We start from the raw sequence: 15,036 nt of genomic DNA on the forward strand, positions 1-15,036 counted from the left end.
AACAACGACGGTGGAGCCGTGTGGGGGCCGGCCCGCGCCTCGGCGATCCGAACACCTCCGCCGCCAACTCCGCTCGCCAACTGGTCAGCGGAGTTGGCGGCAGCCGCCGTCGGCGTCACGTTGGCCGAGCATTTGGCCCGGCGCCCCGCACTGCCGGCCGATCGCTGCCGTGGCGGCGCCGCCGATCCCGATGGTCAGCGCACTTCCCATCGATCTCACGGTTCCGATCGATCTCACGGTTCCGATCGATCGGACGGTCCCGGGAGTCCGCGCGGTCCCCGGAGTCCGCGCGATCCTGATAGTGCGCATAGTGCCGCAGGCGTCGACAGCCGGCCCGGTGCCGACGGCCCGGCTGAAGCGGTCACCCAACTGCAGCAAGCCAACGCACTGGTGGATTCGCTGGCGGCCCGGCAGCGGTTGATCAACCATCTGCAGGCCCAGCAGTCTGCCGATATGGCGCTGCTGGCCGGGAACTACCCCGGCCTACGGGAGTTCCTGTCGATGGAAGTCGCTGCCGCACTCAGCATCAGCGAGCAAGCGGTCGACGGCCAGCTCGAAACAGCCGAGTCCGTCGCGCGTCGCTTGCCGGCCACCTGGCGTGCCTGGGATCGCGGCGAACTCGACATCGCCAAGGTCCGGTACTTGGACGAGCACACCCAACACCTCTCGGTTGCGGAGCTTGCAGCTGTGGAAGAACGGGTACTGCCCCGGGCGAGTGGCCAGCGGATGCCCGCATTCCGCACCGCGGTCAGGCGTGCGGTGCTGTCGATCAATCCCGAGAGCGCGGAGGAGCATCACCAGCAGGCCGTCGAGAAGCGGCACATCGCGGTGGAGGGTTGTGCGCACGGCATGGCGCTGCTCACCTACTACGCGCCCGCCCAAGACGTCACGATGGTGTGGGAAGTACTGACCGGTGTGGCAGCGGCGGCTCGCACCCCAGAAGACGATCGCACGCTTGCCCAGCGGCGGGCAGATGCGTTGGCGGCCTTGTGTTCCGGTGTTCTCGACCACGGCCTGCCGGACGGGTCGCGGCTGAGCAAGCGGCGCTGTCAGCGCGCCCGGCTGGTGGTCACCATGCCGGTCTCGGTGCTGACCGGCTCGAGCGATGTGTGCGATCTGGGCCGGTACGGTCCGATCACCGCGTTGCAGGCGCTGCAGATCGCCGACGCCGACGCGAACCTGCAGCGCCTGGTATGCGATCCGGTATCCGGTGTTCTCGTCGATGCCTCACCGGTCGACAAGTACCGGCCGCCCGGCTGGCTGGCCGAGCAGATCGAGGCAAGAGACCAGACCTGCATGGCGCCGGGCTGCTCGCAACCGGCATTCCGTACCGAGGTCGATCACTGCGTGCCGTTCAGCAAGGGAGGTAAGACCGACGCAGCCAACCTCGGTCTGCTCTGCAAGCACCATCACCGCAGCAAGGACGGCGGCGGTTGGTTTCTGGAACGCTTGCCGGACGGCACTTTTCGGTGGACGTCGCCGCTCGGCCGCGTGCACGACCGGGCGCCGACGCGGTGGTGGCACCAGCCCGAGGCCGACGCCGGCGCGACACAGTTCATCGATGCGACCCCCGGCGACGGGAACCTGCGCTGCCCGCCCGCTGCCACCGGCGAGCCGTCCGTTGCGGCACAGGCACAGGCACAGGCACAGGACGAAGACTCCCGACCGTCGGATTCAGACGACCCACCGTTCTAGCGTCGCCGTAGCAGCCTGGTGCCAGCACCCGAACGGCGAGGTCCGAAACCAACACTGTGGCGAGCGCTCGCGACCAGCCGTCGGCGCCCGCCGGCGAACGCTCGCCCTTGGCGCCCGCCCGCGAGCGGCCCGTGGCGAGCGCCTGCGATCCGGTGGCCGCGGGCGCCTTGGCGCCGGACCTTCGTGCCCGCCACCAACGCGCCCACCACCGACAACGCCGCCTTCTGGCAGGCTGGCGGGCATGTCAGCACCGCCGCCAGCTGCCGCGTCCGGACCCGACGGGCCTCCGGCCGCCCAGCGTCCGGGCGGTGCCACCCGTCGCTCGTCCCGCAGATCACTCGGAGCCGGTCGGCGCGGAACCCGCCGCTGGATCGCCGCGGCGCTCGCCCTGCTCGTCGTCGCCGGCGCTGCGGTGATCTTCTGGCCCCGTACCCCGGCACCGGCCGTCAGCACCCAACAGCTCAGCATTACCGGAGCCCGCGCTCCCTGGGATGCCGGCCCGGTACAACTCGACGCCACCATCTATCTGCCGGAGCGCACCCCGGCGCCAGCCGTCATCGTGGCGCACGGGTTCGGCGGCAGCAAAGACAGCGTCGCGCCGCAAGCCCGCCGGTTGGCCGAGCAAGGCTTCGTCGCACTCGCCTACTCCGCCAGGGGTTTTGGCCGGTCCACCGGAACCATCTCACTGGACTCGCTCGACGCCGAGATCCCCGACGGCCGCGCCGTTGTCGACTATCTCGCCACCCGCACGGACGTCCAGCAGGACGCCAACAACGACCCACTCGTCGGCGTCACCGGGGGCAGCTACGGCGGTGCGCTGGCGCTGATGCTCGCGGGAACAGACCAGCGGGTCGACACCACGGTGCCGGTGATCACCTGGAACAACCTGCAAACAGCGCTGTTTCCCAACGCCTTCACACCGACAACAGCCTCCGGCGCCGCAACACCCGGCAGCACCAACGGATCTGCAGGCACCGACGCCGCCGACAACGGCACTGCCACTGACACTGCTGCCGCCGGCGCACCGCGCACCCCGGCCGCCATGGCTGCCGCTCCCGACGGCGTGTTCAAGAAGTATTGGGCGTCGGCGTTGATCAGCTCCGTCGTCAGCGGGCAAAGTCTGGACAGTTCCGCCGCCGTCGACCCCGGAACCGGCAGCGGCTCAGGCAGTTCCGACTCGAGCGGCGGTGATTCGAGCGGCGGTGACTCGAGCGGCGGAGGCTCGAGCGGCGGTGATCCGGGTGAAGGCGGCGCAGCGTCCGGCAATGCGTCGACGAGTTCGGCCAGCAGCTCCGCGTCCGGCGCCCCGGGAAGCAACGCCGGTCCAGCCAACAACGCGACCCCACCAAGCAACACCGACACCACCGGCGTGCTCGGTTGCGGACGGCTCCGGCCCGAGGTGTGCGCCGCCTACGCCGATGCTGCCGACACCGGCCGGATCAGCACGGCGATGAGCGACCTGCTGGCGAGATCCAGCCCGGCGCTAGTGGTCGGTGACATCACGGCCCCAACCCTGTTGGTGCAGGGCGAGCAGGACACGCTGTTCGGGCTTGATCAGGCCGACGCGAACGCCAGGGCTATCGCGGCCAACGGCACCGAGGTCGCCGTCGACTGGTACCGCGGCGGACACGACGCCGGCGCGCCCGACTCCGCCACCGAAGACCGCATCACCGGTTGGCTGCGCTACTACCTCGGCCTCGCGCCAGCGGACAGCGCCGCTCCGAGCGCCGCCTTCCGCTACTCCGTCGACGGCGGGCTCACCGACAGCGGCCGCCCGCGCACCAGAGTGCTGCAGACCCCCAACTACCCTGGCCTCACCGCCGGATCGGTGCCGCGCCAAGACATTTCGCTCACCGGCTCCGATCAGGTCGTGCTGAACCCGCCCGGTGGTAGCCCCGCTGCGATCACCTCCCTTCCCGGGCTGGGGCAGCTGAATCAGCTCAGCGCTTTCCTCGCCAACGGGCTGCCGGGACAGAGTGCTCAGTTCCGATCCGGACCGCTCCCCCAGTTGCAGGTTGTCACCGGCAGCGCCCGGGTGCGCGTCACCGTCACCGCGCTACCCACCCCGGCAACCGGCAGTGCCAGCGGCGAGACCGGCACCGGCGACCAAACGCAGGGCGGCAACGCCCCGACCGGACCGGTGCTGTTCGCCGCCATCGGCTCGCAGGCCTCGAACGGCCGGGTGACGTTGGGCGGCAACGCGGTTGCCCCGGTGCGACTGGCCCCGCTCGCCCCCGGCGCCAGCACAACGGTCGACATCGATCTGCCGGCCGTCAGCCTTCAGGTCGCCGAGGGCGACGCTTTGGTCGTCCGGCTGGCCACCACCGACCAGGCCTACTCAGGGCCGACAGCCCCTGCTGCCTACCGGATTTCGGGGGTATCGGCGGTGTCGGTCCCCCTTGTCGGCGGGGTTCAGGTTTCCGCCGGGGAGCTGCCGATCGGCACCCTGATCGCGCTTGTGGTGCTGGCGCTGTTGGCCGGGATCGCGCTGTGGTGGATCGGTCGGACCTCGCGCCGTCCCGCCTTCGCGGGGACGCCGAACCCCGGTGCGGGGACACCGAATGCCCGCGCGGGGACGCCGAACTCCGTCGGCGTCGACAAACCGTCCGACGTCGCACCAGCCCGCGGACAGACACCTCCGCCGGACGACCCGGCGACGCCGACCCCACCAGCGCCCGCCCCGGCGCGCGCAGCCACGCTCCCGTCGTCGGCGAACCCGGATCCGGCACCGACGCGCGGTGCTTCGCCGGACCGCCCCGCACCCGTTCTGCCGCTGCGGATCAGCCATCTCGCCAAGAGCTACCCGGGCGGAGTTCATGCCGTCCAGGATGTTTCGATGCAGGTCCTGCCAGGTCAGGTGCTCGGCCTGTTGGGCCCGAACGGGGCCGGCAAGACCACCACCCTGCGCATGGTGATGGGGCTGATCCATCCGACCGGCGGCGAGATCGAGGTGTTCGGCGAGCCCATCCACCCCGGCACGCCGGTGCTTTCCCGGATCGGAAGCTTTGTCGAGGGTTCGGGTTTCCTTCCGCACCTGTCAGGGCGACGCAATCTTGAGCTGTACTGGCAGGCCACCGGCCGGCCGCTCGACGACGCTCATCTTGAGCAGGTGTTGGCCATCGCCGATCTCGGAAAAGCCGTGCAGCGCAAGGTGAAAACCTACTCGCAGGGCATGCGTCAACGTCTGGCCATCGCCCAGGCGATGCTTGGCCTTCCGGACCTGCTGATCCTGGACGAGCCCACCAATGGGCTGGACCCACCGCAGATTCACGCCATGCGCGAGGTGCTCAGGCGCTACGCCGGCACCGGCCGCACCGTGGTTGTCTCCAGCCACCTGCTGGCCGAGGTCGAACAGACCTGCACCGATGTGGTGGTGATCAACAACGGCAGGACCATCGCCGCCGGATCGGTGGCGGAGATGATCCAGAGCTCCGGCGAGATGAGCTTCACCGTGGACCAGCCGGAGCGCGCCGCTGCGGTGCTGCGCGGCATCGACGGCGTCGCCGACGTTGAAGTGCTTGCCGCAGAGCCGGGCACGGCCCGCGCCGAGGGCACAGTTGACGCCGAGAAACCCGACACCGACGGCACCACCGGCACCGTTGACGCCGAGAACCCCGACAACGGCGGCACCGTTGACGCCGAGAACCCCGACACCGCCGGCACCGTTGACGCCGAGAATCCCGACACCGCCAGCCCCGTTGACCCCGCCGACACCGCCGACGGCACGGTGCAGGCCGACCTGGGGCGGGTGCCGGCCGCCACCGCGGTGGAGGCGTTGGTGCGAGCCGGCATCGCCGTCTCCGCCGCGGCGCCGCGGAACCGTTTGGAGGACGTCTTTCTCGATCTCGTCGGGCGCACCGACGCGGACGCCAAGACCGGGAGTTCGCCGACGTCGACGCCGGTCGCCCCCACCGACCGCCCCGACCATCCCGGAACAGCAACCGACTCGGAGGGCACCCGATGAGCCCCGTCCACCGCGACCATTCCGCGGACACCGCCGTCGATGTGATGGAGCACCTGCCGCGCAGCGGCAGCGCCAGTGCCGGCGGGTTGGCCAGCGGATTCTCGCCGAAGCACACCCTGCCCGTGCGAGTGGAGTTGCGCCGGCAGTTGCACCGGCGCCGCACCCAGCTGGCGCTGGCGTTCATGGTGCTGCTGCCGGTCATTCTGGCGATCGCCTTCGCTTTCGACTCGGGGCAACCCGACAGCGGCTCCCGCGAAAGCACCTCCCCCGGTTCGTCATTCGTCGATCTGGCGAAGCAGGGCGCCACCAACTTTGCGATTGTGGCGATGTTCTTCGCCGCCAGCTTCCTGCTGGTGGTTGTGGTCTCGCTATTCTTCGGCGACACCGTGGCGAGTGAAGCCTCATGGTCGTCGCTGCGCTACCTGCTGGCGATGCCGGTACCCCGAAATCGCCTGCTACGGCAGAAGTTTCTGGTCGCGGCGCTGCTGTCGCTGGTGGCCGTGGTGCTGCTGCCGGTGGCGGCGTGGGTGTTGGGTGCGATCGTCTACGGCACCGGGCCGGTCACCACCCCGCTGGGCCTGACGTTCGGCGGTTGGTCGGCGTTGGGCCGGCTCGCGATCGTCGTCGGGTACGTGGCGATCAGCCTGCTCTGGGTGGCGGGCCTGGCGTTCCTGCTCAGCGTGTGCACGGACGCGCCGCTGGGTGCGGTCGGCGGGTCCGTGCTGCTGGCCATCCTGTCGCAGATCCTCAACCAGATCGAGGCGCTCGGCGGTATCCGTGATTGGCTGCCGACGCACTACGCCTTCGCCTGGACCGGCGCCATGGTCGACCCGATCCGCTGGGACGACATGGTGCGCGGCAGCTTCTCGTCGCTGCTCTACGGCACCATCTTCACCGCGCTGGCCTTCTGGCGTTTCAACCGCAAAGACATCACCAGCTGACCGGCTCGGCAGCGCGGTCAACACCATCGGCCGGACCGGATCTGCTGATTTCTCGCATCAACTGGACAGCTCGTGCAGGAACTGCACGAGTACCTCGCGCACCATGGCCGGCTGCTCCACCCACGGTAGGTGGCCGGCCTCCGGCAACAGCACCCACTGATGGTCGTGGGCCAGCTCGACCAAGGCCTGCGCGTTTTGGTGCGGGCGTGGGTCTTTGGCTCCGTGGACGCCGAGGGTCGGTACCCGCAACCCCCGTGCCGCACGAGCGACATCGTCGTCGCCGCCGCCGCCGAGGTCGGCCACGATGCGCCGGTTGGCCGTCCAGTTGATCGAGTACGGAGCGGCGGCGAACTCGGCAGCCGCCACCCGGCCAACCTCAGGGTCGGCGTAGTCGGTGAACCACTGCAGCACCCGGAACTCGCGCTCCTGCTTGGCATTCCGGTCGCGCAGGCCCGCAAGCTGGTCGATCCGCGCGGCGACGTCGGGGGCGCGCCGCCGGGCCAGCTCGGCCCGGAACGGCGTGCGCCAGTCACCGATGCCCACGCCGCTGAGATAGCCGACCCCGGCCGTCCGGTGCGGGAACCGGGCTGCGTACCCAAGTGCGACGCCGGCGCCGAACGAATGCCCGGCCACCATCCAGCGTTCGTGTCCCCAGTGTAGCCGCAGCGCCTCAAGGTCCAGGATCGTCTGCTCGAACGACTGCACGGCGGCCGGATCGGAAGCCCCGCACCCGCGCTGGTGATAGCTGTGCACCACGGTGTGCGGGGCCAGCATCTCGGCCACCGGACCCAGGTAGTCCCACAGACCCGGGCCACCATGGATCAGCACCACCGGGGGCAGACCGCCAGCGACCTCCCCGCGGGTGGTGGCGGCGATCGCCGTGTCCGGCAACGGGATCCGTTCGGTCCGGGTCGGCATCGCCCCATCACACCAGACCTCGCACTCCCGGACGCGGCGCCGGCTCAGGCCGGGCCGAGGGACCGCTGGAACCAGGTGGCGCCGTTGTCGGTCGTCCACCGCAGCTGCGCGGGCGCGGCACTGATCTTGCCGCGTGGCCCGCTCTGGGTGAGGCCAACGAACAGGCCGGGCACGTTGGAGAAGGCGCGGTCGGCGCCGCTGTCGGGTGCGGTCGCACAGAAGGCGTCGGGAAACTGTCGAGGTGGTGACCAGGTGGCACCGCCGTCTTCAGAGCGGGTCCATGCGCATGTCGTCGCCGCGCCGGCGACGGGCTGCATCATTCCGATCTGCTCAGCACTGGTGATGACCAGCGCGCCATTACCGAGGTACCTGCCCGTTCGAGGATCAAGCGGCGGGACCGGAAGCCTGCGGGCAGTGCCGAACTCGCCGCCAGGGGGACGAATCCGCACCGAACTGACCGCTAGCCCCTTGTCATCCGGTTCGCCTGAGCAAGCAAGTGCCAGCGTTCCGTCAGGACCGCCGATCGCGACGGACAATATCGTGACGCCCGCGGCGGGTCGTTGACCACTCGGGCAAGCCGTTTCGTCGAGCGCCTCCCGGGTTGTGCTGCGACCGTTCGACAACGCAAAGAGATTGACCCTGCTGGCAGCGGGATACGTCACGGCGTCAACGCCGCGACCGACCTGGATGATGCCGCCCATCGTTTCGTTGGGTCCGAGAGCAGGCTGGAGTGTCACGGCCGAGAAGTCGGTGCTGCCAGTGGCGGCGTAGGACAAGGTGCTGAGCCCTGGCGTAGCTCGATCCTGACTCACCTGAAACCGGTAAGTCGTACCTCCTGCCGGTCGGAATCAGACTGACTGCAGCCGACGCCGGCTCGCGGGTTGGCGTCCAGGTGGCACCGGCGTTCTGAGTTCCCCAGATCGGTTGGTTGTCGCGCGCCGTGACATAGCCGCGTCCGCCGCCGCCGTAGGACGCCGCCAGCGTGCCGCTGGTGACGAAATCACGCCCCGGACCGAACTCCTTCGGCAACGGCACCGTGCTGAACGAAGCGCCCTGGTCCGTTGTCGCCAGCAGCGTCGGGCACACCTTGGCCGCATCCGCCTCGCAGGGCGCCTGCCCGATCACCCAACCGTTGTTGGCGTCGCTGAAGCTCAGTGATTCGGCGCGGAACCCACGCGGCACACCGGTGGCAGCGGGAACCTGCCGCAGCAGCACCGGGTTCTTGACGCCGGGCTGCAGCGCCACCGACGACGTCACCGCGGACGGGGCGGTGCTGCTCGACGGCGCCACCGGCACCGCCGGCGGTAGGTTGCGCTGGTCGTCGGCGTTGAGCTTGGTGGTCACCACCACGACCGCCACCACACAGGCGGCAGCCAGCAGCGGGATGGTCCACCGCCGGCTCGTGGAGCGCGACCGCAGCGGCGTCACCGCCGGACGACCCGCCTCGGCGTTGGCGATGAGGCGATCGGCGAAGTCGTCGGCCGGTGGGTTCGCCACGGCGATGGTGCGCATGCCTTGTCGCAGTTGCTGTTCGGTGGGGTCGATCATGACTGTCCCTCCGCGAGGTCCGGCGTTGACGCCGGTTCGGCGGCCCGGCTCTTCATCGCCGCGAGGCCACGGCTCACCAGGCTGCGGGCGGTGCCGCGACGGCAGCCGAGCGCCTCGGCGATCTCTACCGGCGCGGCGCCGCTACTTCACCACCCGCAGGATCGGCTTGTCCTGCAGCCCGGCCGCGTCCATCTCGCGGATCTCCTTCTTCAGCTCGGCGATCTCGTCGCGCAGGCGACCGGCGAGCTCGAACTGCAGATCCCTTGCGGCGGCCATCATCTGCTCGGTCAACTGGTGCACCAGGTCGGCCATTTCCGACCGCGCCATACCCGCGGTGGTGTGGCCGGCGTACACCCCGGAGCTGCCGCCGATCTCGCCCTGTGCCCGGCGGCCGCGGGACGCGGCCCGGCCGGAACCCATCCCGGAGGCTCCCCGACGCTTGCCGCCCTGCTGCTCGGCGTCGACGTCGCCCGCCGACTCTGCTTCGGCGTACACCCGCTCGAGAATGTCGTTGATGCGCTTGCGCAACGGCTGCGGATCGATGCCCTTCTCCTTGTTGTAGGCAATCTGCTTGTCGCGCCGGCGGTTGGTCTCTTCGATGGCATTCTGCATCGACGGGGTGACCTGATCGGCATACATGTGCACCTGGCCGTTGACGTTGCGCGCCGCCCGCCCGATGGTCTGGATCAGCGAGGTCTCGCTGCGCAGGAACCCTTCCTTGTCCGCGTCGAGAATCGCCACCAGCGACACCTCGGGCAGGTCGAGACCCTCGCGCAGCAGGTTGATGCCGACCAACACGTCGTACTCACCCTGCCGCAGCTCGCGCAGCAACTCGACCCGGCGCAGCGTGTCGACCTCGGAGTGCAGATACCGCACCCTGATGCCCTGCTCCAACAGATAATCGGTGAGGTCTTCGGCCATCTTCTTGGTGAGCGTGGTGACCAGCACCCGCTCGTCCTTCTCGGTGCGCTCCCTGATCTCGCCGAGTAGGTCGTCGATCTGCCCCTTGGTCGGCTTCACCACCACCTCGGGATCGACCAGGCCGGTCGGCCGGATCACCTGTTCGACGAACTCGCCGTTGCTCTGCCCCAGCTCGTACCGGCCCGGGGTCGCCGACAGGTACACCGTCTGCCCGATGCGGCCGTCGAACTCCTCCCAGGTGAGCGGACGGTTGTCCAGGGCCGACGGCAGCCGGAAGCCGTGCTCCACCAGGGTGCGTTTACGCGAGGCGTCGCCCTCGTGCATCGCGCCGATCTGCGGCACGGTGACATGTGACTCGTCGATCACCAGCAGGAAGTCGTCAGGGAAGTAGTCCAGCAGGGTGGCCGGAGCAGACCCCGCCTCGCGCCCGTCAATATGTCGCGAGTAGTTCTCAATGCCGTTGCAGAACCCCACCTGCCGCATCATCTCGACGTCGTACTGCGTACGCATCCGAAGCCGTTGCGCCTCAAGCAGTTTGCCCTGCTTCTCGAACTCCTCCAGCCGCTCCGCCAGCTCGGACTCGATCGCCGAGATGGCCTTCTCCATGCGGCCGGGCCCGGCAACGTAGTGGGTGGCAGGGAAGATGCGCAGGTCCTGCACCTCGCGGACCACCTCACCGGTGAGCGGGTGCAGGTAGTAGAGCTTGTCGATCTCGTCGCCGAAGAACTCGATGCGCACGGCCAGCTCTTCGTACGCCGGGATGATGTCGACGGTGTCGCCGCGCATCCGGAAGGTGCCACGGGTGAACGCGGTGTCGTTGCGGGAGTACTGCACATCGACCAGCGCCCTGGCCAGCACGTCGCGGTCGAGCGTCTCGCCCACCGCAAGCGGCACCGACCGGTCAAGGTACGACTGGGGCGTGCCAAGACCGTAGATGCACGACACCGACGCCACCACGATGACGTCGCGGCGGGACAGCAGCGACATGGTGGCCGAGTGCCGCAGCCGCTCCACATCGGCGTTGATGGACGAGTCTTTCTCGATGTAGGTGTCGGTCTGCGGGACGTACGCCTCGGGTTGGTAGTAGTCGTAGTACGACACGAAGTATTCGACGGCGTTGTGCGGGAACAGCTCGCGCAGCTCGTTCGCCAGCTGGGCGGCGAGGGTCTTGTTGGGGGCCATCACCAGGGTGGGGCGCTGCATCCGCTCAATCAGCCAGGCGGTGGTTGCGGATTTTCCGGTGCCGGTGGCGCCCATCAGCACCACATCCCGTTCACCCTCGGTGAGCCGCTGCTCGAGCTGGTCGATGGCGGCCGGCTGGTCTCCGGAGGGTTGGTAGTCGGACACCACCTTGAACTCGCCGCCCTCACGCGGGACGTCGCTGACGGGACGGTGCTCGGAGACCGCCAGGACCGGGTGTTCTGTTGCGAATGCCACGTCGTCAAGGCTACGTCCGGGCACCGACAACGCGCCCTCGCCGGCCCCGGATCGGCCCGAACCCGGAGCCCCGAACCCGCAGTAGCCCGAACCCGGATCAACCCGAATCCGCAGCAACCCGAACCGCGCACCGGCCGCGGCCAGCCCGTCAGCAACATCCCGACCATCGCGCCCACCCCGTCCGGCCACCGGTAGCCTGGGAACACCGCAGGGCCCGCGCCGCGGCACGGGTCCGGCGCCCAAACCGTCCGCCCCGCGGCGACGGCCCCAGCTAGACGACCTAGCCAAACGACCCAGCCAAACTTCCCAGCCAACTGCCCGACCGCTCGCCAGCCGGCCGATCACCAGGGGGTGCTCCCACTCGTGTACGGCTGGATCACCGAAGCGGTGCGGACCTTCGTGGACTCACCGTGGCTGTTCGTCCTGGTATTCGGCGTGCTGCTGGGGGGCGCGTTCCTGCCAGGATTGCCGGGCGGCACAGTGATGATGACCGCAACAGCGGCGGCCGCCGCGAGCTCCGACCCGGCACCGCGGGTGGCGTTCGTGTACCTGTCGGCCATCGCCGGGGCGTTTGTCGGTGACGTCATTGGCTACACCATCGGGCGGCGCTACGGCACCCGGCTGTTGGCGCACCGCTGCCTGCGTCGAGCCCGCCGGCCGGTGCTGCGGGCCAGATCGCTGATGCGGCGGCATCGCACCACGATTCTGATCGCCGCGCGCTTTCTGCCTGGCGGCCGCTTGTCCAGTGTGCTGGCGGCGGGCATCGCCCGAGTCGGGATGCCCCGCTTCCTCGCGGTAGCGATTCCGGTGGCAGCCGTCTGGGGCGTCTGGATGACGGTGCTCGGCCTCGTCGGATCCGCGGTTGCCGGACGCTCCGTGATCGGGGGCCCGGTGGCGGCGATGCTGATCTCGGCTCTGGTGACGACGATCGGCGCCGGGATCGGGGCCTGGCGGGCGCGTAGCAGACTCCGCACCGGGCGGGAAGACGCGCCGATCGGCGCACCAGCGCCCGCCGGTCAGGGCACCCAGCCGGTCTCGTCGGCCCAACGCTGAGCCCGCGCCGCGGCCGCGCGCATCCACGGGTCTTTGCCGACGCTGTACTCGGCCGTGCTGCGGTGCTGCTCGACCAGCCGACACTTGAGCGACGCGTACTCGTCGCGGGCGGCGGCGTCGGCCCGCAACCAGGCCGGAAACAGCAGGTTCCAGTACCAACCCTGACTATTCCTCACCCTCAAGTGGAGGTTGACGGTTTGCCCTGGATCGGCGTTACCGTGTAGTCGTTTGTCCCCATCGTCCGACTGTTCTGCCACCGACAGCCGGTCGGGGGAAAGGTCAAGCCTCAGATGCTGGTCGCGCCACTCCCCGGGTTGCGATGGGAAGCCGGCACCGGCCAGCGCGACGTTCAGCGCGTCGGCGTCAGCCATCGACCCGACCGCGAGTTGCAGATCGATGGTCGGCTCGGCGACCAGGCCAGGAACCGACGTCGAGCCGATGTGCGCGCAAGGACGGCCGGTCGCCGCCGTCACTCGCGCGGCCAGCAGCGCCCCGAGATCGGCCCAACGCGGATCGGGCGCCAGCAGCCGCGGGACGGACGGATACGGCGCTGCTCGCTCCGCTGCCCTGTTGCCGGCAAAGCCACGCAGCCGCTGCGCCAGGCCGGAGACGGCGTCGGCGAGGGCGGCCTGGTCGCCGCCGTTGTCGAGCCAGACGTCGCACAGCCGGCGCCGCGCTTCGTCACCGAGTTGCGCGTCGATTCTGGCCCTGGCGTCGGACTCGGCCATGCCGCGTTGCACCAGCCGGGCCAGCCTAGTGGTGTCGTCGGCGACCCCGACCCCAACCACCAGGTGGAAACCGGCCGCCACCCGCAGCTCCCGAACCAGCGGAATGTCGTTCACCACAACGGATTCCGGCGCCGAGTCGCGAACAACGGCGTCGTATCCGGCCCGCACCAGCGGATGGATGATGTGCTCGAGTTGCCGGCGTCGCTCGTCCCCGCCAGGGCCGAACACCGTGGCGGCCAGCGCCGCCCGATCGAGACTGCCGTCGTCGCGCAGCAGCTCGGGGCCGAAGGTGTCCACCACCGCCCGCAGCCCGTCCGTCCCCGGCTCCACCACCTCGCGGGCCAGCCGGTCGGAGTCGACGACGGTGAAGCCGGATTCGCCGAGCAACTGCGCCACCGTCGACTTGCCGGCACCGATCCCGCCGGTGACGGCCACCGACAGTCCTGTCAGCGCCGACTGCTCGCTCTCGGACACTCCGCGTCACCTCCCCCAGTCGGGAACCCGGCTGGCATAACCTGCGCACAGCACGACTTATCGTTCCAGTCCGCCGTCGGTCCTAACAGGAGGCCACCGTGCGCAGCACCATCATCGGAACCGGGCGGCACCAGGTTGGCCTGCCGGGTTTGGTTCATGTCAGGCGATTCGTCACCGTGCGGGAAACTCCTTGGCTGGCCAGGCTGTTCGGCTTCGGACGGCGCGCTGGGCGGCATCACGCCCAACCCGCCCAGCCGGTCACCGTGCCCCGCCCTGCGGTGGCGACACCTGAGACCGCGGCCGCCTGAGCCCAGCCGGAAGCCGGCCGGCTCAGCGCTGCCGCGCAGCGACTGCACCGGCACCGGTGGCTCGAGCGGTCGCAACATCGGCGGTTGGTTCGGCACCTGTCAGCGCCTGGTGGGCCGCCGCCATCCACCGAACGAGATCAGCTGGCGTTCTTCAACACTCGGCTCAGCGCCACGTCTGCCAGCGCCGTCAGCGCCTTCGCCTGATCGCCCTTGACGACGCCCTTCTGGCTGGCGATCGCCAGCACCCAGTCGCCGTACTGGACGTTGATCAGACCACCGTCGCGCAGCATGACCTGCGCCTGCCGGCCCTGCACCGTTGACGTCGACGTCTGAGCGCCAGCGGTCTTCTCGGTGGCCACGTTGACCTTGACCTGGTCCGCTGCGGCCTTCTCGTTCTTGTACTTGGTGATCCGGACGCTGAACTTCTGCTTGCCCTCGCCGCCGCCGTACAGGCAGCGGTTGGACCCGGTGGAGTTGCCCTCGGCGCCGAACCGCACGGCCGCGACCGAGCTCGGAATGGTGACGCCGGTGGCCTTCTTGATGTCGTTCTGGTTCAGAATCGCCGCACAGTCGACGGTCAGCGGGTTCACCTTCTTGACCGGTCCCGCGGTGGCCGACGGGGCCGACGAGCTGGGCTTGGCACTGGAGGTCGGGGCCTTGCTCGACGCCGCCGACGACACCGGGGCCGAGCTGGCCGCAGCGCTCCCGCTCGGTTTCGCCGAGCCCGACGCCTGGCCGGAACCAGCCGGCTGACCGGAGCCGGCCGATTGACCTGATCCGGCGGCGCCCGACCCTGACTGCTGAGGCTGGCCGCTGGCGCCGGGGCCGGACTGGCCGGCACCGCCGACGGTGACGCCGCCGCTCTGGTTGGCCGCGGCTCCCGAGGTGAAGGTCTGGGTGACGGTCATGGTGGTGCGGCTGCCGTTGCTGTTGGAGCAGCCGGTGAGCACCAACCCGACAACGACGGCGGGGGCCAGGACACGGACGGAAGCGGCGGTACGCATGGCTACAACGGTACTAACCGCCGGCGTGCCGACCCTGGCAACCCG

At 69.8% G+C, this 15,036-nt stretch carries 11 protein-coding genes; 5 read left to right on the forward strand and 6 right to left on the reverse strand.

Annotation, left to right across the window (positions count from 1 at the left end; translation table 11 throughout):
- The first annotated feature begins 390 nt into the window (after window positions 1-390).
- The 3 genes from HKD39_RS01980 (at window position 391) to HKD39_RS01995 (ending at window position 6,600) form a co-directional block, all read left to right on the forward strand.
- Entirely contained in the window at window positions 391-1,695 is a 1,305-nt protein-coding gene (locus HKD39_RS01980) for a DUF222 domain-containing protein (protein ID WP_171198131.1), read from the forward strand.
- Between the two features lie 241 nt (window positions 1,696-1,936).
- Window positions 1,937-5,659: an alpha/beta fold hydrolase gene (locus tag HKD39_RS18590; protein WP_212753785.1), complete on the forward strand. Its 3,723-nt coding sequence runs from the start codon at window positions 1,937-1,939 to the stop codon at window positions 5,657-5,659.
- The gene (locus tag HKD39_RS01995; RefSeq protein WP_171198132.1) at window positions 5,656-6,600 is read left to right on the forward strand and encodes an ABC transporter permease; all 945 of its coding nucleotides are present in this window, start codon (window positions 5,656-5,658) and stop codon (window positions 6,598-6,600) included. The genes HKD39_RS18590 and HKD39_RS01995 overlap by 4 nt, the downstream gene beginning before the upstream one ends.
- 57 nt (window positions 6,601-6,657) lie before the next feature.
- Here the strand turns inward: HKD39_RS01995 and HKD39_RS02000 are convergent, their stop codons facing one another.
- The 4 genes from HKD39_RS02000 to uvrB all read right to left on the reverse strand — a co-directional run bounded on the left by HKD39_RS02000 (window position 6,658) and on the right by uvrB (window position 11,424).
- Window positions 6,658-7,518 carry an alpha/beta fold hydrolase gene (locus HKD39_RS02000; RefSeq protein ID WP_171198133.1) on the reverse strand — a complete coding sequence of 287 codons (861 nt, stop codon included), beginning with the start codon at window positions 7,516-7,518 and terminating at the stop codon, window positions 6,658-6,660.
- Window positions 7,519-7,562: 44 nt separating this feature from the next.
- The gene (locus tag HKD39_RS02005) at window positions 7,563-8,219 is read right to left on the reverse strand and encodes a sialidase/neuraminidase family protein (RefSeq protein WP_171198134.1); all 657 of its coding nucleotides are present in this window, start codon (window positions 8,217-8,219) and stop codon (window positions 7,563-7,565) included.
- The gene (locus HKD39_RS02010) at window positions 8,185-9,066 is read right to left on the reverse strand and encodes a beta propeller repeat protein (protein ID WP_171198135.1); all 882 of its coding nucleotides are present in this window, start codon (window positions 9,064-9,066) and stop codon (window positions 8,185-8,187) included. Before HKD39_RS02010 ends, HKD39_RS02005 begins: the two co-directional genes overlap by 35 nt.
- A 141-nt stretch (window positions 9,067-9,207) precedes the next feature.
- On the reverse strand, window positions 9,208-11,424 hold the full coding sequence (uvrB, locus tag HKD39_RS02015) for an excinuclease ABC subunit UvrB (protein ID WP_171198136.1): 2,217 nt from the start codon (window positions 11,422-11,424) through the stop codon (window positions 9,208-9,210).
- Window positions 11,425-11,775: 351 nt separating this feature from the next.
- On the opposite strand from uvrB, the gene HKD39_RS02020 reads away from it, so the two are divergent.
- Window positions 11,776-12,477, forward strand: a complete 702-nt coding sequence (locus HKD39_RS02020) for a VTT domain-containing protein (RefSeq protein ID WP_171198137.1) — start codon at window positions 11,776-11,778, stop codon at window positions 12,475-12,477.
- Here the strand turns inward: HKD39_RS02020 and coaE are convergent.
- Window positions 12,441-13,679 (reverse strand): dephospho-CoA kinase, encoded by a 1,239-nt coding sequence (gene coaE / locus HKD39_RS02025; RefSeq protein ID WP_343074523.1) that lies wholly within the window; start codon window positions 13,677-13,679, stop codon window positions 12,441-12,443. The genes HKD39_RS02020 and coaE overlap by 37 nt on opposite strands.
- 98 nt (window positions 13,680-13,777) lie before the next feature.
- Between coaE and HKD39_RS02030 the strand changes: the two genes are divergently transcribed.
- Complete coding sequence (locus tag HKD39_RS02030) at window positions 13,778-13,987, forward strand: hypothetical protein (RefSeq protein ID WP_171198138.1); 210 nt, start codon at window positions 13,778-13,780, stop codon at window positions 13,985-13,987.
- Window positions 13,988-14,124: 137 nt separating this feature from the next.
- Here the strand turns inward: HKD39_RS02030 and HKD39_RS02035 are convergent, their stop codons facing one another.
- Window positions 14,125-14,991 (reverse strand): hypothetical protein, encoded by an 867-nt coding sequence (locus HKD39_RS02035; RefSeq protein ID WP_171198139.1) that lies wholly within the window; start codon window positions 14,989-14,991, stop codon window positions 14,125-14,127.
- Window positions 14,992-15,036: the final 45 nt, after the last annotated feature.

Source organism: Nakamurella aerolata (assembly GCF_013002705.1).
Lineage (GTDB): Bacteria > Actinomycetota > Actinomycetes > Mycobacteriales > Nakamurellaceae > Nakamurella > Nakamurella aerolata.

Coding starts and splice junctions, on each gene's coding strand:
- HKD39_RS01995 (WP_171198132.1), top strand. CDS start 5,656: ATGAGCCCCGTCCACCGCGACCATTCCGCGGACACCGCCGTCGATGTG.
- HKD39_RS02010 (WP_171198135.1), bottom strand. CDS start 9,066: ATGATCGACCCCACCGAACAGCAACTGCGACAAGGCATGCGCACCATC.
- HKD39_RS02005 (WP_171198134.1), bottom strand. CDS start 8,219: ATGGGCGGCATCATCCAGGTCGGTCGCGGCGTTGACGCCGTGACGTAT.
- HKD39_RS02035 (WP_171198139.1), bottom strand. CDS start 14,991: ATGCGTACCGCCGCTTCCGTCCGTGTCCTGGCCCCCGCCGTCGTTGTC.
- HKD39_RS02000 (WP_171198133.1), bottom strand. CDS start 7,518: ATGCCGACCCGGACCGAACGGATCCCGTTGCCGGACACGGCGATCGCC.
- HKD39_RS18590 (WP_212753785.1), top strand. CDS start 1,937: ATGTCAGCACCGCCGCCAGCTGCCGCGTCCGGACCCGACGGGCCTCCG.